Annotated in this window: 18 protein-coding genes and 4 tRNA genes; 8 read left to right on the forward strand and 14 right to left on the reverse strand. The window is 41.1% G+C overall.

All coding sequences use genetic code 11. The features are described 5' to 3' along the window. Window positions 1–328: 328 nt before the first annotated feature. The 5 genes from AN944_RS04555 to orn all read right to left on the reverse strand — a co-directional run bounded on the left by AN944_RS04555 (window position 329) and on the right by orn (window position 1,512). Window positions 329–404 (reverse strand) — tRNA-Gly (locus AN944_RS04555). A 23-nt stretch (window positions 405–427) separates the two neighbouring features. Next, a tRNA-Gly gene (locus AN944_RS04560) sits at window positions 428–503 on the reverse strand. Between the two features lie 92 nt (window positions 504–595). Beyond that, window positions 596–671: transfer RNA gene (locus AN944_RS04565), tRNA-Gly, on the reverse strand. A gap of 91 nt (window positions 672–762) precedes the next feature. Beyond that, window positions 763–838 (reverse strand) — tRNA-Gly (locus AN944_RS04570). Between the two features lie 128 nt (window positions 839–966). Next, window positions 967–1,512 carry an oligoribonuclease gene (gene orn, locus AN944_RS04575; RefSeq protein ID WP_055023421.1) on the reverse strand — a complete coding sequence of 182 codons (546 nt, stop codon included), beginning with the start codon at window positions 1,510–1,512 and terminating at the stop codon, window positions 967–969. Between the two features lie 113 nt (window positions 1,513–1,625). Between orn and rsgA the strand changes: the two genes are divergently transcribed. The 5 genes from rsgA (at window position 1,626) to AN944_RS04600 (ending at window position 8,514) form a co-directional block, all read left to right on the forward strand. Continuing rightward, window positions 1,626–2,681, forward strand: a complete 1,056-nt coding sequence (rsgA, locus tag AN944_RS04580) for a small ribosomal subunit biogenesis GTPase RsgA (protein WP_055023422.1) — start codon at window positions 1,626–1,628, stop codon at window positions 2,679–2,681. Between the two features lie 62 nt (window positions 2,682–2,743). Beyond that, the gene (asd, locus tag AN944_RS04585) at window positions 2,744–3,604 is read left to right on the forward strand and encodes an archaetidylserine decarboxylase (RefSeq protein WP_055023423.1); all 861 of its coding nucleotides are present in this window, start codon (window positions 2,744–2,746) and stop codon (window positions 3,602–3,604) included. A 36-nt stretch (window positions 3,605–3,640) separates the two neighbouring features. Then, window positions 3,641–4,528 (forward strand): DMT family transporter, encoded by an 888-nt coding sequence (locus AN944_RS04590; protein ID WP_231919111.1) that lies wholly within the window; start codon window positions 3,641–3,643, stop codon window positions 4,526–4,528. A 52-nt stretch (window positions 4,529–4,580) separates the two neighbouring features. Beyond that, window positions 4,581–7,784 (forward strand): mechanosensitive ion channel domain-containing protein, encoded by a 3,204-nt coding sequence (locus AN944_RS04595; protein ID WP_055023424.1) that lies wholly within the window; start codon window positions 4,581–4,583, stop codon window positions 7,782–7,784. 4 nt (window positions 7,785–7,788) lie between these two features. Then, window positions 7,789–8,514, forward strand: coding sequence for a glycerophosphodiester phosphodiesterase (locus AN944_RS04600; protein WP_055023425.1), 726 nt, complete (start codon window positions 7,789–7,791; stop codon window positions 8,512–8,514). A 68-nt stretch (window positions 8,515–8,582) separates the two neighbouring features. Here AN944_RS04600 and AN944_RS04605 read toward each other — a convergent pair whose 3' ends face one another. Then, window positions 8,583–8,915 carry a DUF3392 domain-containing protein gene (locus AN944_RS04605; RefSeq protein ID WP_055023426.1) on the reverse strand — a complete coding sequence of 111 codons (333 nt, stop codon included), beginning with the start codon at window positions 8,913–8,915 and terminating at the stop codon, window positions 8,583–8,585. Between the two features lie 45 nt (window positions 8,916–8,960). On the opposite strand from AN944_RS04605, the gene AN944_RS04610 reads away from it, so the two are divergent. After that, the gene (locus AN944_RS04610) at window positions 8,961–9,887 is read left to right on the forward strand and encodes a D-2-hydroxyacid dehydrogenase (protein ID WP_055023427.1); all 927 of its coding nucleotides are present in this window, start codon (window positions 8,961–8,963) and stop codon (window positions 9,885–9,887) included. Between the two features lie 352 nt (window positions 9,888–10,239). Continuing rightward, a complete protein-coding gene (locus tag AN944_RS04615) occupies window positions 10,240–10,434 on the forward strand; it encodes a bacterioferritin-associated ferredoxin (RefSeq protein WP_055023428.1) in 195 nt (64 codons plus the stop codon). 126 nt (window positions 10,435–10,560) lie between these two features. Here the strand turns inward: AN944_RS04615 and parC are convergent, their stop codons facing one another. The 7 genes from parC to nudF form a co-directional block, all read right to left on the reverse strand. Then, the gene (gene parC, locus AN944_RS04620; RefSeq protein WP_055023429.1) at window positions 10,561–12,852 is read right to left on the reverse strand and encodes a DNA topoisomerase IV subunit A; all 2,292 of its coding nucleotides are present in this window, start codon (window positions 12,850–12,852) and stop codon (window positions 10,561–10,563) included. Further along, window positions 12,852–13,952 (reverse strand): sorbosone dehydrogenase family protein, encoded by a 1,101-nt coding sequence (locus tag AN944_RS04625; protein WP_055023611.1) that lies wholly within the window; start codon window positions 13,950–13,952, stop codon window positions 12,852–12,854. Before AN944_RS04625 ends, parC begins: the two co-directional genes overlap by 1 nt. Before the next feature lie 116 nt (window positions 13,953–14,068). After that, entirely contained in the window at window positions 14,069–15,955 is a 1,887-nt protein-coding gene (parE, locus tag AN944_RS04630) for a DNA topoisomerase IV subunit B (protein WP_055023430.1), read from the reverse strand. A 56-nt stretch (window positions 15,956–16,011) separates the two neighbouring features. Next, a complete protein-coding gene (locus AN944_RS04635; RefSeq protein WP_055023431.1) occupies window positions 16,012–16,587 on the reverse strand; it encodes a YqiA/YcfP family alpha/beta fold hydrolase in 576 nt (191 codons plus the stop codon). 78 nt (window positions 16,588–16,665) lie between these two features. Beyond that, window positions 16,666–17,505 (reverse strand): 3',5'-cyclic-AMP phosphodiesterase, encoded by an 840-nt coding sequence (gene cpdA / locus AN944_RS04640; protein WP_055023432.1) that lies wholly within the window; start codon window positions 17,503–17,505, stop codon window positions 16,666–16,668. A 32-nt stretch (window positions 17,506–17,537) separates the two neighbouring features. Next, window positions 17,538–17,978 (reverse strand): DUF1249 domain-containing protein, encoded by a 441-nt coding sequence (locus AN944_RS04645; RefSeq protein ID WP_055023433.1) that lies wholly within the window; start codon window positions 17,976–17,978, stop codon window positions 17,538–17,540. Window positions 17,979–18,052: 74 nt separating this feature from the next. Continuing rightward, window positions 18,053–18,667, reverse strand: a complete 615-nt coding sequence (gene nudF, locus AN944_RS04650) for an ADP-ribose diphosphatase (RefSeq protein WP_055023434.1) — start codon at window positions 18,665–18,667, stop codon at window positions 18,053–18,055. A gap of 396 nt (window positions 18,668–19,063) precedes the next feature. Between nudF and tolC the strand changes: the two genes are divergently transcribed. Next, entirely contained in the window at window positions 19,064–20,371 is a 1,308-nt protein-coding gene (tolC, locus tag AN944_RS04655; protein WP_055023435.1) for an outer membrane channel protein TolC, read from the forward strand. Between the two features lie 88 nt (window positions 20,372–20,459). Here the strand turns inward: tolC and AN944_RS04660 are convergent, their stop codons facing one another. Beyond that, window positions 20,460–21,197 carry a TIGR04219 family outer membrane beta-barrel protein gene (locus AN944_RS04660; protein WP_055023436.1) on the reverse strand — a complete coding sequence of 246 codons (738 nt, stop codon included), beginning with the start codon at window positions 21,195–21,197 and terminating at the stop codon, window positions 20,460–20,462. Window position 21,198: the final 1 nt, after the last annotated feature.

The raw sequence follows: 21,198 nt of genomic DNA on the forward strand, positions 1-21,198 counted from the left end.
GAGTGGTTCGAACTGATGACCTATACCTTGGCAACAAAAAAGGTATCACCACGCTAAAAGCGCAACTGAGCTATTTTTATTTGGACATTGTGCTTGGAAACTTTACTTAGAATAAATTGCTTGAAATACACAGATGGGGGAAGTTTGGAGCGACCTAATGTTTTCAAAAAGAGTGGTTCGAACTGATGACCTATACCTTGGCAACAAGAAGGTATCACTACGCTAAAAGCGCAACTGAGCTATTTTTGTTTGGACATTGTGCTTGGAAATTTTACCTAGAATATATTGCTTGGAATAGATTGCTTTGAGTATACAGATGGGGAAAGTTTGGAGCGACATATCAGGTTCGAACTGATGACCTATACCTTGGCAAGGTATCGCTCTACCAACTGAGCTAATGTCGCCTTACAAAACTTGCTATTGAAATTGGAGCGACATATCAGGTTCGAACTGATGACCTATACCTTGGCAAGGTATCGCTCTACCAACTGAGCTAATGTCGCATCTTGTTACGTTATCAACACATTTGGCAAGGTATCGTTTGAACCAGAGCCAACTGAGCTAATGTCGTATCTATATTTCAATTTTTAAAATTTGGAGCGACATATCAGGTTCGAACTGATGACCTATACCTTGGCAAGGTATCGCTCTACCAACTGAGCTAATGTCGCATCTTGTTGCGTTATCAACACATTTGGCAAGGTATCGTTTAAACCAAAGCCAACTGAGCTTATGTCGCATTTCAAATTTTATATTGAAAATTGGAGCGACATATCAGGTTCGAACTGATGACCTATACCTTGGCAAGGTATCGCTCTACCAACTGAGCTAATGTCGCATCTTGGTGCTGCAATTTTCAATCTTCAACTTCATTCAGCAATGAATCTTGCTGTAAAAAGTTGAGGCCGCATTATATGTAATATTCACTACACTGCAACCCCTAATTTAAAAAAAAAGTTCGTTTGCTTAAATTTTAAATACTTCTTGGCGATAAAACTGCAATTCAGCAATGGATTCCTTGATATCTTCCAATGCTTGATGAGTATTCTTCTTACTAAAGCCTTTCATTACTTCAGGCTTCCAACGATTAGTCAGCTCTTTAATTGTGCTCACATCGATATTGCGATAATGGAAGAAATCCTCTAATTCAGGCATGTATTTATTCAAGAAACGGCGATCTTGACCAATGCTGTTACCACACATAGGCGACGCGCCTTTCGGAACATATTGCTCTAAAAACTCAATCGTGGCTTTAATTACATCTTCTTCAGAATATTGACTGTTTTTAACACGTTCAATCAATCCGGATTCACCATGGTGCTTTTGATTCCAATCATCCATGCCATTAAGCACGTCATCAGACTGATGAACTGCCATCACTGGGCCTTGGGCAATTATATTCAATTCTTGATCTGTCACTATCGTCGCAATTTCAATAATTCGATCGACACTGGGCTCTAAACCCGTCATTTCTAAATCAACCCAAATCAGATTACTCGAGTTTACAGCCATAATATCTGCCTTATTCTGTCAAAAGCCCTAAATTCAGGCTTTTTTATTAAAGAGGGTGTATCATACTGTTTTTTTATACGACAAAAAAACACCTAATTAATGAAGATTCGCCTGTGAGTAAAAAGAAACCGCTAAGCCAAAGTCAAAAGCGCCGAATGCGCGACAATCAAAGTAAACGCCTTAAGCGTAAAGACAAACCTGATACGGCTAATGATTTACAGGATAGTCTACTTGGGCCAGAACAGCAGGGAATCGTAATTTCCCGTTTTGGTCAACATGCAGATATTGAAACTGAAGATGGCATCGTCGCCCGTTGTAACCTTCGCCGAAACATCACCAGTTTAGTGACAGGTGACAAGGTACTGGTGCGTCTTGCGACGGAAACCGATCGTGGAGTTGGTGGCATTGTAGAAGCGGTTCATCCGCGCACATCTTCATTAACTCGCCCAGATTTATATGACGGCGTAAAAATCATCGCGGCCAACATTGATCAAATACTGATTGTTTCTTCAATATTGCCGAGTTTTACGACTCAAATTATCGACCGCTATTTAGTTGCCGCAGAAGACACTGAAATTCCACCTGTCATCATTCTTAATAAAATGGATTTATTAAATGATGATAACCGAGAAGAAGTCGAACTGGCTCTTGATCGATATCGGCAAATTGGTTATCCAGTCTACATGGTGAGCAGTCATACAGGTGAAGGGGTCGAGCAAATTAAATCCCTTCTGTCTGATAAAATCAGTGTGTTTGCAGGTCAATCAGGCGTAGGGAAATCATCCCTTATTAATGCCTTGATGCCAGATGCTGATCTACAAGTAGGTGATGTTTCAGACAATTCCGGCCTTGGTCAACACACTACTACTACCGCAAAATTATTACATTTCGAGAGTGGTGGAGACTTAATCGACTCACCCGGTGTACGTGAATTTGCCTTGTGGCACTTGCCTGCTCCACGTGTTGGCTGGTGCTTTGTTGAATTCAGAGATTTTATCGGTACTTGCAAGTTTCGCGATTGTAAACACGGTAATGATCCCGGCTGCGCCTTGCAAGCCGCCTTAGCAGATGGGAAAATAACCGAAGATAGATTTAATAACTATCATCGAATCATTGCTAGCCTTGACGAGCAACGTCACGCCAGACACTTTAGAGCTGACGATCTTTAATTCAGTATTGCTGAAAATGACTATTTACACTCAAGATAAAACTAACTAATAAGGGTATTCAATTGGATTCTGTTAAAATTGCTTTGCAATATATCTTACCTAAACATTTACTATCACGTTTAGTGGGTAAACTTGCAGCCGCTGAAGCGGGAGCAATTACCACCGCTGGTATCAAATGGTTTATCAAACAATATAAGATTGATATGTCAGAAGCTGCAGAAAGTGAGCCTGAAGCATACAAAACTTTCAATGCCTTTTTCACTCGCGCATTAAAACCTGGTTTACGCCCAATCGTTGCAGATGACAAAATCATCGCGCATCCTGTAGACGGTGCCGTAAGTCAATGCGGTCCAATTGAAGCTGGAAAAATTGTCCAAGCTAAAAACCATGATTACACCACACTTGCTCTATTAGGTGGTCAGCAAAAAGATGCTGAACGTTTTACTGGTGGTGACTTTGCGACGATTTACCTTGCACCAAAGGATTACCACCGAATCCATATGCCAATGACTGGCACTTTATCTAAAATGACTTACATACCTGGTGAGTTGTTTTCAGTAAACCCATTAACAGCGCAAAATGTACCTGGGCTGTTTGCTCGCAACGAACGTGTCGTCGCTATTTTTGAAACTGAAGTGGGTCCATTAGCAATGGTGCTAGTTGGCGCAACAATTGTGGCCAGTATTGAAACCATTTGGGCAGGTACTGTTACCCCACCATGCGGCAAGCAAGTATTTACATGGGATTACCCAACTGAAGGACCTGAATCATTAACACTTGAAAAAGGTGCTGAAATGGGTCGCTTCAAATTAGGTTCAACTGTGGTCATGTTGTTTGGTCAAGATGCCATTGATACCTTTGCTGAAGGTGTTGAGCCAACCGAAACAACCCGTATGGGACAAGCTTTCGCACACCTCAAGTAAGCGAATCAGCACTTAGTGACTGTAAAAGGCCCCGAAATGAGTGGAACATCAATGACCGCTCATTCAACTCAAAGCGGACTCATGCAGTTGCATATAGCCGTGTTACTTTTTGGTGGCACGGCGTTATTTTCTAAAATCATTCCTTTAAGTGCCCTCGATATTACCGTGCTTCGCTGCGCCATCGCTTTTTTTGTATTGGCTGCGATTGTAAAAGTTAACCAACAACGTTTGTTGCTTTCACATGTTCAGGATTATTTTATTGCCTTAGGGCTTGGCGTATTAGTTAGCCTACACTGGGTCACTTATTTTGCCTCAATGCAGCTAGCTTCCGTCTCAATCGGGATGATTGCTTTTTTCACCTATCCGGTGATGACAGTCCTTGTCGAGCCAATTTTTAGTCAAAGTAGATTACGTAAGGTTGATGTTCTCTCTGGCATCGCTGTTTTAACTGGCGTAATCATGCTGATACCAGAGCCCAATTTAGAAAACGATGTTACCTTCGGTATTGCTTTAGGGATTATCTCTGCAGCCTTGTTTACAGCTCGTAATATTTGCCATAAACAATATTTCTCTCGCTATAGCGGCCCCCAAGCCATGTTTTATCAAACCTTGATTGCCGTCATTGTACTTGCACCATGGTTAGAAACCGATATCACATCAATTAGTGCAGATATTTGGTTATCTATTGTCGTCCTAGGGGTGTTTTTTACTGCTGCACCACACGCATTATTTGCATCATCACTGCGGAGTCTAAGTGCTAAAACTGCTGGACTAGTCTCATGCCTACAGCCCTTTTATGGTACCTTGTTAGCCATCATATTGCTCAATGAACAAGTGAATATGAATACAGTAATTGGCGGAATGATTATCTTGCTCACAGCAATCTTCGAAACTCTGCAAAATAACAAAAAAAATAAAGCGTAAACTCAGGTTTTTGTTACCATTGTATTAGTCTCTCACAAGCAATCTCTTTTCTATGTTTCGTATTGCGGTTTTTCTACTTTGCTTTTGTACTTTCTTTGCTTCTGCAAATTCTCCGTTGCAGCTTGATAAACGCTTGGGCTTTTCCCAAGGTAATAATTCTAATCAAGTCATCGACATTCCAACTCAAATCGATAATGTTAAAGCCAGCATCGAAAAACTGAATGATGAAGAACAAAGCTATCTTGAACTTGAACAAAATAGTGAGACAACCCTTGAGCAATTAACTGCTCAAATCAATCAACCAGCGCCCGAAGTATTCGTTGATAGTAAAATTGACATTAGCCAGCAAGCATCGATGGCTTATTATCATTTGTCTGAGCAAAAACAATCCGAAAATGAACTCAGCAAACAATTACTCAGCTTAAGTAAAAGACAGCAACAATTACCTAGCTTAATTCGTCAGGCTAAAGATGCGCTTAATCAGTTCAAGCGCACTCAATTAGCACCAGTTGATACCCCGTTAGGTCAATTACATGTGTTGCAAGGTCAATTATTAGAACAACACATAGCAACTTTATCAGCCGAGCATGCAAGCAGCCCTAAACAAAAGCAAATCGCGCAATTGCAGCTGCAGTTACTGCGCATTGAGCATGCTCAGCAAGAAAAACTGATTGAAGCGCTCAATAAACAAAATAGTCGTCATCGCCAACAACAAGCAGCAAATACCATTGCGAATAACATCATCGATGAACAGCAGCTTGCCGATGTTGTTTCGCAAGAAATCAGTAATAAAAACCAGCAATATGCTCAGGAGCTTATCCGTATCACAGATAGCATAAGCGCCGTTATTAGCTTGCAAGAAAAAACCGAAAGACAATACCAAACCCATGCATTACAGCTCGCCAATGTCGAAGAGCAAATTACGTGGGTTGAAACGAATTCCGCCTTTGGTGACCGCTTTTTGCAGATGTTGCAATCACTCCCAAAACCTCCGAGTCAAGATGCCTTGCTGGCCGAAGTCGCCGACTCTAGACTAAAGCGCTATCAAGCTGAGCAGCAAAAAGCCTTAAACAAACAGCAGCTCAGTAATCAAGATTTTTTAAATAACACCCAAATTAAGCTATTGGAATCACAGCAAAGTTTAATAGAAGAACTGGTACAAAATTATGATGTTTACCTAAATGAACAAGCTAAACTGCGAAATAGTTATGAGCAGCTCAACCAAATATATTTAGAGCTTAAAAACACCCTAAATGAACATTTATTTTGGGTACCGAATGCGGCAGGTATTAGTGGTTTATGGCTGATTGATTTAAAAAATGCCACGGTGTGGATGACACAAGCACAACAAAGAGAAAAGTTAAAACAGGCTTGGCAATCTCAAAATATTTACTGGGCATGGTGGGTCATCATCTTGATCTTATGTCTAATGGCTCAAGATTTACTAACCCCAAAGTTTAACCAAACCATGGAACGCTATGGACAATATGTTGGTAATGTAACTCAAGATAAGTTTATCTATACCGCTAAAACATTAGTTTTATCTTTAGTTTATTCATTATTAAAGCCGCTGCCTTTATTGCTTGCAGGCCTTATTTTATTCTCTTCAGAGTTAAACTTTGTCCACGCCATTGGTGTTGGTGTACTGTCTATCGGTTGTAGTTACTGGGTCTATCGTTTCTTCGCCCTATTGTCATTAGATAACGGGATTATGATCAGTCACTTTAGACGACCACAACCCCTTGTCAGGCGTATGCAAGAAAAAGTCTTACGCTTTATTCTTATCAGCTGGCCACTTATTGGCATTATGGGCTTTACTGAGGCCATTGATACTTCGTTAATCCGCAATAGCATTGGTCGCGGCGCCTTTTTACTCTTTACCATTACGTTATTGGTGCTCTACCGAGACTTGTACGCATTTATCACTGACTATCGTGAAAGCGCAAATGACGGTAAAAACATGAAGCTGCTAAATAAGCTCATGTGGGCATTTTTAATTATCGTGCCTTGCGGATGTGTGGTGCTAGCTACCGTTGGTTATTACTTCAGTGCGTTCCAAGTGTTACTGCAAGTGCAGTTGTCATTGCTGTTAGGGCTTGGATTTTTACTGCTTTATCAATTAATCAAACGCTGGATGTTAATTGAGCGTCGATTAATTGCTTTTGACCGTGCTAAAGCTCGCCGTGCTGAGCGTCTAGCCCAACGAGAACGTGGTGAACTCAATCATGCAGCAGACGCTAATGAAAATTACGAAGAGCCAATTGTTGACTTAGAAACCATTGCAAGCCAATCCTTAGGCTTGGTTCGTTCATTATTAATTTTGGCATTTTTTGGCAGCCTATTAGGCTTAATTTCACAAACTCATACTGCATTATTTTCATTCTTAGATGGGATAACACTGTGGAATACTCATTCCGTAGTCAATGGCATTGAACAACAAGTCCCCATTACACTGAAGTCAATATTCTTCTCGTTCATTATTGTTGGTTTTTCGGCCATGATAGCCAAAAATCTACCCGGCTTGTTAGAGCTAACGATTCTGCAGCGTTTAGAGTTAACTCCAGGTACTGGCTTTGCGATCACCACTGTCAGCAGCTACCTTGTGGTATTTATTGGCCTTCTGGTTGGTTTTTCTACCATCGGTGTTGAATGGTCAAAACTACAATGGCTTGTCGCGGCATTATCGGTTGGTTTAGGTTTCGGACTACAAGAGATTTTTGCCAACTTTATTTCTGGCTTAATTATTTTATTTGAAAAACCAATCCGAATTGGCGATACCGTTACGATTCGTGACTTAACCGGTACCGTCAGTAAAATTGAAATACGTGCTACCACAATTGTTGACTGGGATAGAAAAGAAATTATTGTGCCCAATAAGGCATTTATCACAGAGCAATTAGTCAATTGGTCACTTTCAGATCCTATAACCCGTGTAATCGTCAGTGTGTCAGTACAGCGAGACGCCGATCCATCAAAAGTTGAAGCGTTATTACATCAAGCGGTACGTGAGTCTGAATTGTCCCTTAGCTTCCCTGAGCCTGAAGTCTGGTTTGCGGGATTCGGCCAACACACCCAAGATTATGAAGTCAGATCTTATGCTAAGGACATGAATGATCGCTGGCCTCTTCGACACAGTCTGCATAAACGCATTTGTAAGAAGCTAAAAGAAAACCAAGTAGAGTTGGCGTATCCACAGATGGAAATCCATATCAATAATGGCCAACCTCGTGATATTAATCAGATAATTAAAGGTTAACTCAATGCTAATTTTTGCCCACCGCGGCGCTAGCGGTTATGAAGTAGAAAACACCTTAGCAGCAATGGAAAAAGCATTACAACTAAATGTGCAAGCCATTGAATTAGACGTATATAACGTTGAAGGTGAGCTTTATGTTTTTCATGATAGACGCCTTGAAAACAAAACTTCCGGCAAAGGTTTAGTTCATCTAAGCCGCAAAGATGCCATCAATAAAGCCAAGATAAAACAACATTCAATTCCGACATTTTGGCAAGTGATGAGCCTGATAAATGGTCGATGTATCGTCAATATCGAGCTTAAAGGCTATCACACTGCTATGCCAGTAATTGAAATGTACCCTGCACTTATTAGCCAGTTAAACTTTACTCAAGCGCAATTACTCATTTCATCGTTCAATCAACCGTACTTAGCGCAAGTTAAACAACATCTTCCAGAGGCAAGAGTCGCCCCAATTCTCTCTGGTGTCCCGCTCAATTATGCGGAATCCGTTACACAGTTAGGCGCCTACTCTATTCATGTGGATATTCATTTTGTTACTCATGAAATGGTGAAAGATGCACATCAACGAGGGGCTAAAATATATGTATACACGGTTGATGTCCCTGAGGACATCCAGGCGTTAAAAGCCTTAGGCGTTGATGGCATTTTCAGCAACTTTCCCGATAAAGCCGCAGATGCACTTTTGAGTCAAAATGCTAATGAAGATCATCAACATTGGTTTGGATAAGTTAGCGCATGGGTTATGAGTGCTTATTTAATATTTAGGGTTTAGGGATTAGTATTTAGAGTTAAGGCTCACACTTGCCTATTTCGCTGCGCCCAAGCACCAATGGCGAAAAAGATACCTATGACCAGTAACAGCATCCATTGCGAAGGCATGCTACGGAGTTGGCCCGCTAGCCAAGGACTAATACTAACAATAGCCAAACCGTAGCCAAAAGCATTGATCATAACAAATGCACTTGTGCGAACAAAAAAGCCACTGCCAGCTAACGATTTGCGTAATATACGGTTGATGTCGGTCGCAAAGATAACAATCGCGCACGCCACAAGTGCAGTGGCAATTTCACTCATCCAAGGGTGTAGCATTGCACCAATTTTAGCTAGAAATGCTATGATTTGATTCATTAAACAACCTCAATTTATGTCAATAAAAACGTACTGGGAAACCATATGGCACACAAACTTCTACTGTTAACTCAAGACAATGATAAATACCGTCAACTGCTGTCGCATTGCCAATTACCTGAGTTAACCATTCTAGGAGATGATCCAAGCAGTATTTGTGAAGCCGATATCTGGTTTGCTGAGCCTCAACTGGCAGCCCCACTGCTCAATTTAGGTTCTGAACTTAAGTGGATGCAATCGACTTTTGCTGGCGTTGATAAGCTTACTGGCTCAAGGCAACGCCACGATTATGCTCTCACGAACATTAAAGGTATTTTCGGACCGCTAATGAGCGAGTATTTATTTGGCTACCTATTAGCTCATCAGCGTGAACATGCAAAATATAAACAACAACAGCAACAACAACAATGGGCTCCAGGTAATTTCCGAACCTTACAGGGTCAACATTTACTGTTATTAGGCACTGGCTCCATTGCGCAGCATATTGCACAAACAGCCAAACATTTTGGAATGACAGTAACAGGCCTAAGTAAAAGTGCCGTCAGTAAACCCTATTTTGATCATATTGATACTATCGAGCAGCTTGCAACTTATTTACCCAAGGCACAAGCTATAGCGAGCATCTTACCTAGCACGCTCGATACAGAGAATTTATTAAATGCCGACATGCTAGCCCTGCTACCTTCAGAATCTGTGCTCTTTAACTTAGGAAGGGGTAATGTACTTGACCTTGATGCTCTTGCAAAACAGCTCAAACAACAACCCAAACAACATGCGGTACTTGATGTCTTTAATCAAGAACCATTAAGCAGTGAGCACCCCATTTGGCAATGTCCTAATGCCATAATCACCCCGCATATCGCTGCACCAAGTTTCCCTGAGCAAGTGGTCGAGGTCTTCGCTGATAACTATCGTTTGTGGCGACAACAGTACCCGCTAAAACATCAAGTCGACTTTATAAAAGGTTATTAGTTAAAGCTGAGACTTTCAGCTTAAAAGCCTTGCTTGTGACCACATAATGAGACCGAATATTCACCTAAAGTGCTAAATCTACTTTTTGTAAGTTGCCACTTTGAGTTGTTTAACGGTTTACTACAGTTTGCAGGCGGCCCCCTAAATTATTTCACAACTCGCGTTTTCACTGAGTTTGTGAGCTATTTAACAGTTTGTAATAACCATTACTTTTACTCCTCAAACTCATTTAGTTAAAAAAGTTATTAGCAATGAGAACTGTTTTCATTTACAATTGCGTTATAGTTAATTAAGCACAAAATCTTTTGCAATAAAGCAAAAGATACGCAATCAGAATAAATGAAGAGGCTTTATGTACGTTTGTCTTTGTCACGGCATTACTGATACCCAAATTAGAGAAGCAGTCAGCAAGCATGGCGACAGCTCTTTAGCTGACGTTAAAAAGCGCTTAGGTGTGGCTGATCAATGTGGTAAATGTTCACGTATGGCAACTAACATCATTAAAGCTCAAGTGGATGTTGAACCAAACTTCTACGAAGTTGCATAAGGTCTAACCCTACCTTATTCCAGCAGATTTCATATCAATCAAATTCATAAAAAATGCAGCCTAAGGGCTGCATTTTTTTATCTCGAGAAAGTCGCTCAATGATTCACTATCATTGAGCCTATAGTCTTACTCAGTCGTTTCAACTTCTGTTTCAGTTGCTTGGTTACCTAACTCAATTTGCACACTATCAACGCGTTGAAGACCTCTAGGCAATTTAGCGCCTCGACGGCCTCTTTCACCGCGGTAATGCTCAAGATCAGATGGTTTCAAGGTTAACTTACGTTTACCAGCCCACAAGGTCACTGAGGCATCTTCAGGGATAATATCTAAATGGATGAGTAACTCTTCACGGCTCTTCGAACGATCCGTCGGAATACCTATAATTTTATTACCTTTACCTTTCGATAATTGCGGTAAAGCATCCACATCAAATATCAGCATTCTGCCTTCATTGGTAATCGCAATAATAGACTGTGTTACGCCTTTATTAACAAGTTTAGGCATTAACGATTGCGCATTTGCTGGGAGACTTAACAAAGCTTTACCGGCTTTATTTCGGCTCACCATGTCTGCATACGAACCAATAAAGCCATAACCGGCATCACTAGCTAATAAATAACATTGCGAGTCTGTACCAAGTAGTACATGACGCATAACTGCACCTGGCGATAAATTAAATCGAGTGGTAATTGGCTCACCCTGACTTCTCGCAGAAGGTAAAGTATGAGTATCTGTAGCAAAAGCCCGCCCAGTCGAATCAATGAATACGCTCGGTTGGTTACTCTTACCGCTCGCACTGCATAAGAATGCATCACCTGATTTGTAATTGAGTGCTTCACCGTCGACATCGTGACCTTTAGCGCAACGCACCCAGCCTTTTTCAGATAACACAACAGTCACAGACTCAGCAGGCGTCAATTCTTGCTCTGTTAATGCTTTAGATTCTATACGCTCAATGATAGGCGAACGTCTATCATCACCAAACGTTTCACCGTCTTGAATCAGTTCTTTTTTAACTAATGTTTTTAAACGTCGCTCAGATCCTAAAATTAACTCTAGTTTGTCACGCTCAGCAGCCAACTCTTCTTGTTCAGCTTTAATTTTAAATTCTTCAAGTTTAGCTAGATGGCGAAGTTTTAAATCTAAAATGGCCTCAGCTTGCTTTTCTGATAACGCAAAGCGAGACATTAACTCCGCTTTGGGTTCATCATGAAAACGAATAATCTCGATGACTTCATCGATATTCAAAAACGCAATCATTAATGCATCAAGAATATGTAGTCGAGCGAGTACTTTATCGAGCCTGAATTGCAAGCGACGAGTGACTGTCGAAATACGATAGGTTAACCACTCAGTTAATAGCTCTTTTAAGCCTTTCACTTTTGGACGGCCATCAAGACCCAGTACATTCAAGTTAACTCGGAAGCTTTTCTCAAGATCGGTAGTAGCAAATAAATGCGCCATCAACTGATCACAATCAACGCGATTTGAGCGAGGAACAATCACTAATCTTACCGGGTTTTCATGATCTGATTCATCTCGTAAATCCGCAACCATAGGCAGCTTTTTAGCCTGCATTTGATTCGCGATTTGTTCTAGAATCTTACCACTGCCAGCTTGATGAGGTAGTGCACTGATAACGATTTCACCATTATCATTATCGTATACTGCGCGCATTTTGATAGAGCCACGACCGGTTTCATAGATTTTGGCAATATCTTTACTTGGTGTGATGATTTCTGCATAGGTTGGGTAATCAGGCCCCGGAACAAACTCCATTAAGCGCGCTAAATCAGCCTTAGGATTTTCCAGTAACTCCACACAAGCAGAAACTAACTCTCTGGCATTATGTGGCGGAATATCGGTTGCCATACCTACTGCAATACCCGTGATACCGTTTAATAAGATATGAGGTAAACGAGCGGGTAATGACTTAGGCTCTTTCATTGTGCCATCAAAGTTAACACCCCAATCAACCGTACCTTGACCTAACTCTGATAATAGTACTTCCGAAAACTTTGACAGTTTTGCTTCGGTATAACGCATTGCAGCAAATGATTTAGGATCGTCCGGTGCCCCCCAGTTTCCTTGACCGTCAACTAACGGGTAGCGATAGGAGAATGGTTGTGCCATTAACACCATTGCTTCATAACATGCACTATCACCATGTGGGTGATATTTACCTAACACATCGCCGACTGTACGGGCTGATTTCTTATGTTTAGATTGAGCGGATAATCCTAACTCGCTCATGGCATAGATAATACGACGTTGAACCGGTTTTAAACCATCGCCAATATGCGGCAAAGCGCGATCCATGATCACGTACATTGAATAGTTTAAATAAGCCTCTTCAGTAAAGCGGCGCAGAGGCATTTGCTCTACACCATCGAGGCTTAATTCAATCGCATCACTCATTATTTCGTATCCTGTGATTGTTCTGTCGCTTTATAAAATAAGCGATAAATATTGCCCTTTAAGTCATCAGAGATGAACATTGCACCATCAGGCGCATTAATCAGGTCATAAGGTCTAGCAACGGGAAATTCTCCGTCTAAAAAGCTTACCACTCTTTCACGCTTAATAACTTGGTCGTCATCAAGAGTTAGCATCACAACCTGATAGCCAATCTTACTCGAGCGATTCCAAGAGCCATTTTCGGCAACAAAAAGTTGGTTATGGTAACGCTCAGGAAATAACTTGCCTGAATAAAAAAGTAAGCTGGTTGGCTTAACATGTGCGGGGAGTTCAAACTCGGGCGTTGTTACGTTTAAGTTATCAGGCTTTTTAAAGGCAGGTTCAGCGACATCGGTTCCATGTACATAAGGAAAGCCAAAGTGGCTACCTTTAACATCGATGCGGTTAATCTCATCGGCTGGCATATTGTCGCCCATCCAATTTCGGCCTTGATCAGCAAACCATAATTGTTTGGTACTCGGTGCCCAATCAAAACCGATAACTCGACGTAAGCCAGAAGCAACTTGTTCTGTATCGCCAGAATCAAGGTCGATGGCAAGCATACTGCCAAAAGGAGCTGGCGCTTCACAGACGTTACACGGAGAGCCGATTGAAATGTAAAGGCGACCGTCAGGACCAAATTTCATGCCACGAGCATGTTTACGCTCTACACTCGGTAGACCCGAGTACACTTCCTTAGGGCGTCCAGGTCGGCGCAGTCGATTCTCAATATCTGGGTATCGAAGGATGCGATCTTCATCGGCAACATACAAATCGCCCTGGTGAAAAGCAATGGCTTCAGGATACTCTAACCCTTTACCGATTAAATATCGCTTATTCACCTGACCGTCATTATCTGAATCGACCAAGGCATAGATAGTGCCACTCTTTTTAGAGCCAACAAATAACGTGCCTTGGCTGCCAATTGCCATCTGTTTAGCGTCGCCTAAATCAGAAGCATATAAAGTGAGTCCAAATCCCTTGGTAACAGTAATCATCATAGGATCGGCAGCAAAAGCTTTTGCTGCAGCAAATTGAGCCAATGCGAACACTGATATCATTTTCAGCGCATTTGACACCAACTTTGTATCCATTTTAATTATTATTTTCGACATTATATTTATTCTTTTGCCCTATTTTAGCGCCGCATCAATTAGCTAACATAATCCTTGTTGGCTTATAGCTCTGCTAAGTCACCCTTCGACTCTAACCAAACTTTACGGTCTGGCGAACGTTTCTTAGCAAGTAACATATCCATTAATGCCATGGTGTCTTCATTATCATCAATTGTGAGTTGCACAAGACGGCGAGTATTCGGATCCATTGTTGTTTCTCTTAATTGCAACGGATTCATTTCACCCAGACCTTTAAAGCGAGTCACTTGGACTTTGCCTTTTTTCTTTTCTGCAACAATTCTGTCTAATATACCGTTTTTTTCGTCTTCATCTAAGGCATAAAAGACTTCTTTGCCTAAATCGATACGGAATAATGGCGGCATCGCAATATAAACATGACCTTTCTCAACAAGAACTCGGTAATGCTTCATAAATAACGCACACAACAAAGTCGCAATGTGAAGTCCATCAGAATCCGCATCCGCAAGAATACAAATCTTACCGTAACGTAACTCAGAAATATCCTCACTGTCAGGATCACAGCCAATTGCAACTGATATATCATGTACTTCTTGTGACGCTAATACTTGCGAAGCATCTACTTCCCAGGTATTTAAGATCTTACCTCGTAGCGGCATGATAGCTTGAAACTCTCTGTCTCGAGCCTGTTTTGCACTACCGCCTGCCGAATCACCCTCCACTAGGAATAACTCACCACGCATTGGGTCTTGGCCACTACAGTCGGTCAACTTACCCGGCAACGCTGGGCCTGAAGTGACTTTTTTACGAGCGACTTTTTTTGCTGCTTTCAAGCGACGCTGGGCATTGCTAATACACAACTCAGCGAGTAACTCAGCTTGCTCAGTATTCGAGTTCAACCATAATGCAAACGCATCACGAACAATCCCAGAAACAAATGCCGAGCTTTGGCGGCTCGATAGTTTCTCTTTTGTTTGCCCTGAAAATTGTGGGTCTTGCATCTTTATCGATAAAATAAAAGACGCTTTATCCCAAATGTCTTCAGGAGATAATTTAAGCCCGCGTGGGACAAGGTTCCTGAATTCACAGAATTCACGCATTGATTCTAATAAACCTTGTCTAAAGCCATTTACATGGGTACCACCTAAAGGTGTAGGAATAAGGTTAACATAGCTTTCATAAATGCTATCCCCGCCTTCTGGTAACCAAGTAATGGCCCATTCAGCAGCTTCAATTTTGCCTGTGAAGCTGCCAATAAATGGCTCTTGTGGTAAAAGAACCGAATCTTTAACCGCTTCTTTCAAATAATCGGTTAATCCACTCTCATAAAACCATTCATTCACTTCACCATTTTGCTTGTTAGTGAATTTAATTCTTAAGCCTGGGCAAAGTACTGCCTTTGCACGTAATTGATATAAGAGTTTGGTAATAGAGAAATTGCCAGAGTCAAAATAGCTAGCATCTGGCCAGAAATGAACACGGGTACCCGTATTACGGCGACCACAAGTGCCTGTGACAGTGAGGTCTTCAACTTTTTCTCCGTTCTCAAATGCCATTTCATAAACTTGAGCATCACGTCTAACACTGATTTCAACTCGGGTTGATAAGGCGTTGACAACAGAAATACCAACACCATGCAAACCACCCGAAAATTGATAGTTTTTATTAGAAAACTTACCACCAGCATGGAGCTTCGTTAGAATCAACTCGACACCAGGGATCCCTTCTTCAGGGTGAATGTCGACAGGCATACCACGACCATCATCGGTCACCTCTAATGAGTTGTCAGTATGTAAAATCACATCAATTTTAGAAGCATGACCCGCTAAAGCCTCGTCGACACTGTTATCAATGACCTCTTGGCCTAAATGGTTTGGTCGGGTGGTATCAGTGTACATACCTGGACGGCGTTTTACTGGGTCGAGTCCATTAAGAACCTCGATTGCATCAGAAGTGTATTGATTGGTCATAGTCCACACATTTGGTCAATTATCAGCCCAACATATGGGGCTAATATAAAAACTGTTTAAGAAATTTTTAAAAAGTCACAAATCTTATCTAGCTGATTTTTATAGCCAATAAAACTGTGGTCACCGCCTGGCTCTAAATGAAGCTCGCAACAGTGATATTTCGTTAATGCTTGACGATAATCTAACACTTCATCGCCAGTTTGCAAAAATACTAGAAAACGGTCGGGATGTTTAATGACTTCGGTATTGAATTCAGCCACATCATTTTTATGCTCAGGCAGCACTTGATAGTGCTCATCAGTATAAGGGTTATATTGCGGTCCAAGAAACTCATCGAATAACTCAAATGGAGTGACAGCAGGATTAATCAGCACTGCTTTACCACCATATTTTTCAGCTAAATAACTCGCAAAATAGCCGCCCAATGAGGACCCAATAAAACACAAAGACTCTCCTTCGTTTATTGCTTGTTCAACAATACCACATAACAAGGCCATCGCGGCTTTTGGCGATGAAGGAAGTTGAGGTTGAATAAATGATAAATCTGGAAAACAGCGCTGTATATAGTGTGCCGTCTCGATTGCTTTGTCAGACTGAGGAGAACTATTAAATCCATGTATATAGAGAAGCATATTTCCTCTCGCTGTGATTAACCTGAAAATGCAATAGCATTCGCTTATACATCAGGTTACAACATGAATCGTTAACGTTTAATAACCGCTAGCATCATTGTCTGGTGAGAATTTTTCGCCCGCTACCCGATGTACTTGAGTCTGAATGCTACCATTGCTAGCAAGCTCCAGCAAACGATAGCCAGGTTGAAGGCCATCTAAAGCGAAGTAAGAGGATTTCGGTTTAAATTGTATACAGGTTGAGGGGGTGGCCATTAATTGCATTGGACCAAATTCGCCTTGATACTCTGTATCAATAGACTGGTGTACGTGTCCCCATAGGAGCCCTTTAACTTGGGGGTACTTGGCCATTCTTTCCAAAAACTGCTCACCATTCGCCATACAGTGTTGATCAAGCCAGCTGCACTTAACCAAAATGGGATTATGATGCATCACAAGTAATACATGCTTATTAGGTTCTGCTTTTATAGCAGCATCAATAAGTTCAAATTCTTGTTCAGCAAGATAACCACCAGGCTTACCACGCACAGTAGAGTCCAACATTAATATTTGCCAGTTTCCAGCCAGCACTCGTTGCTGGCCAAATAAATGTGGCCCTTGCATATGCAAGCTCATCAAGCGTGGATCATCATGATTGCCGGGTAAATAATGGCAAGGGATATTGAGCGCAGCGATGTCTCTAGAAAAGTGTTGGTAAGACTGTGGAGAGTAATCTTGGCTAATATCGCCAGTGGCTAACACTAAATCAGCAGAATATTGAGAGGCCAAATATGTGTCTAGTACTGCTTGGAAACTGGCAGCCGTACTCACCCCTAACAACTTTGCTTCAGGATCTGCAAATAAGTGCGGGTCAGTAACTTGAATAAGTCGCACGACATCCGTTTCTGCAATTGAATAAGACACTGGCTGTTTAAGCACTAATTAATCCCAACATAAATTAATTCAATGTATTAGAGTACTGATAGACTGATATCTTTAGGACGACACCCAATCTTCAATAACTCCTCCAGAAATGCATTAACTTGATACTTCTCATCCGTTTGATGCATATGTACATTTGGATAATCATACACTGCTTTCAGTCGATAAATCTGTTGACTAGTTAACACTTCTGCTAATTGAGCATCATGATAGACTCGCACACAAGCTTTAGGTGTGGTAAGGAAATCACTGTTGGGCAAATGGCGTGAAATTTCAATTAATTGAGTATACTTAGTGTTTTCAAGTAATGTGACGTGGAGTTGTCCAAACTGCCCAGCAATAATCCAAGGAGTATTTAAAGCGGCATCTTCAGGAAGCCACTTTAGAATTAAGGCATAGTTGCGCCCGCACAGTGCCAAAAACGCACTGACATTAGGCTGATACTTCTCTTTTTCACTCACTTGGCTCACTGGGTTCTCTCTTTCAATATCAATAGCTATTTAGCAATAGTTAAGGTAAATCTGTTTTGCAGGACCTTAGGCAGTTAAATTTTATCTATATTGAGTGCTAACCACTGCAAACCAATCACAGTAGACGCATTATCAATTCGACCTGAGTTAACCATTTCCATAGCGAGATCAACATCAACAACATGTACTTTGATGTCTTCATGTTCATAGTCTAAACCATGAATGCCTTTAGCTTTAGAAGCATCAACTTTAGCCCAATAAAAATGAAAACGCTCAGATGAACCACCCGGAGTCGCTAAGTAACTGTTTACAAGATTGACTTCGGAAGCTGTTAAACCGGTTTCTTCTAATAACTCACGCTCAGCCACTTCACTTGGTACTTCACCGGCAGCAATCATACCTGCCACGAGTTCAAGAAGCCAAACAGAATTAGTTGTTGCTAATGCAGGAAGGCGTATTTGTTCAATTAATACGACTTGTCGTCTAACAGGATCATACGGTAACACGACAACGGCATGCCCACGCTCAAAAACCTCTCGGGTGACCTCTTCACTCCAACCACCAGCAAATAACTTATGCTTAAATCGATACTCATCCAGTTGAAAGAAACCTTTATATAAGGTCTTTGTTGAAATTATTTCAACATCAGTAGATGCGTTAAACTGTTCTATTATCTCAGTATCTTTCATATTTTTTCTTACAGTTTGTAAGCCCTTTGAAATATTTTATCGAGTATATTAGCCAATGTTGATTTTTGATATTTGCTAAAGTCATTATTGGTATTGCGATGGTAGTTTCCTATACTATAAGCAGCAGGAAATAGATAAAATTCACCATAAAAAATACCAATAGCTGAGTATTGTATTTAACCATGTAAGGTGAAAAAAGTCTGTTACAACTTGAAAGTTGATATTTAGCTTAAAGATGATAGTCTTTTTATCATATACACTAGATACATAGCGGGATTGCACAAAGTTTTAAGTGGATCACAAACACACAAAGCGATCTTGCTCACATAGTCAATCTGTGCACAACAAAGTTAATATTTCCTCCAGGTTAGGAGGCCATGTCTAAAAGGGCAGCAAATGAAATTTAAAATACGTTCTTTATACGCAGCGCTAACATTAGCGGTTGCTGCACCTGCAGCTAATGCCGATGATTTGCTCCAAATTTATCAGCAAGCGCTAACAAGCGATACAATTGTATTGCAAGCACAATCTCAACGTGATGCATTATACGAAACGATTGAAGAAAACCGTGCTCCTTTATTACCTACCATCAGTGCTAACGTAGGTTACTCTAAAGCATGGAATGATTCAGAAGGTTCGCCTACCGAAAAGCCTGAAGGTTTTACTGGTGGTTTAAGCCTTAACCAAGTCATTTACGATCACAGTGCATGGGTTGGCTTAGACCTTGCTGAAATGGCTGCATCACAAGCTGATTCAGCTTACGCATCGGCATTACAATCATTAATTATTCGTGTAACGACTGCTTATTTTGATGTATTAACCGCAAAAGATAACTATGAATTCCAAGGCGCAGAAAAACGCGCAATTGAGCGTCAGCTTGAGCAAACTAAACAACGCTTTGCTGTAGGCCTTACCGCAATTACTGATGTGCATGAAGCGCAAGCTCAATACGATTTAGCTTCAGCAACTGAAATTCTTGCAGAAAACACATTAGCAAACAGCTATGAAGCATTACGTGAAATCACGGGAATAGATCATAAATCGATTAATACCCTTGATACCAACCGATTCTCTGCTGGTGCACCAAGCCCAACCACCTCTTCAGAGTGGTTAACCATGGCTGAAACCAATAGTATTGATTTGATGACTCAACGCATTGGCCGTGATATCGCGAGTAAAACTATCGAGCTATATAAAGCAGGCCATATGCCATCGCTTAATTTAGGTGCGGGTTACACTAAAGGTTTTGAGCAAAGCCCTGGTGCCGATTACGATAATGCCAACATTGCAGTGACATTAAGTGTACCGATTTTTGAAGGTTTTAAAGTATCTTCACAAGTTAAACAAGCGCAGTACCAATACGTTGAAGCTAGTGAGAAGCTAGAGCAAGTTCATCGTGGTGTTGTAAAAGATGTACGCAATAACTTTAACAACGTTGGTGCATCAATCAGTTCAATCCGTGCTTACGAGCAATCAGTGATTTCTTCTGAAAGTGCATTAAAAGCAACTCAAGCTGGTTTTGAAGTAGGTACACGTACCATTGTTGACGTACTCAACCGTACACGTGATTTATATGATTCAAAACGTCAGTTATCTGATGCGCGATACGGTTACATCAATTCAATCTTAGCACTTAAACAAGCTGCTGGTACCTTGAGTGAAGATGACATCATTGCTATCAATAATGGCTTAATCGCACAATAATCTATGTTGTGATGATTAAATGCTAAGCATAAAAAAACCGCCAATCGGCGGTTTTTTTTTGCTTGTTTCAACCTACATTGAAGGCTGATTAGAATGCCAATTCAACACCGGCAAAAGCACCTTTAAATGACATGTTTTGAGTTGTGCTAGAGAAGTCATCAACGTCAAAGTTAAATTCGCGGTAACCCACACGAACAGCTGTATCAAGTGCAACACCATCAAACTTCCAACCAAGGCCTGCGTTGTAGTCGTATACACTCGTTTCATCAACACCTAACATCACGTCAGCAAATGCATATAAACCGAGTCCTGGTACACCGACTTCAGCGCTAGCATAAACCATAACGATGCCGCTATCGACATCAACTTCTTCTGGATGACCAGGATCTTGAACACGTAAAGAGCCGTGCATTTGTTTGTAAGCAGCACCTAAGTCTAAAGCAACTAAATCGTTATCTAAGATTTCGTAATAAAGCACAAAATCAGTGTTACTTAAGTCATTGAAAACTGTCGTATCAGAATCAAACTGGTGACCATTAAACATGAAGTTTGAACCGATTTGACTTCCTTTACCTTCTAGGCGGTTTTCACGAATTTTGACATTCGGCACTAAAGGAATTGGATGCTCAAAGGCAACCCATAAACTACCTTGAGACTTAGACTCGTAGTTATACGTTTGTGCTACACCATCATCGCTGTTGAATGAACCACTGGTATCAGCATCCCAGTAATCACCACCAACTTTAAAACCAACAACAGTAGCTGCATGAGCAGAAGAAACGCTCAACATACCTAATAAGGCAGTGGCAAGAAGTGTCTTTTTCATC

Source organism: Shewanella sp. P1-14-1 (assembly GCF_001401775.1).
GTDB classification, from domain to species: Bacteria; Pseudomonadota; Gammaproteobacteria; order Enterobacterales; family Shewanellaceae; genus Shewanella; species Shewanella japonica.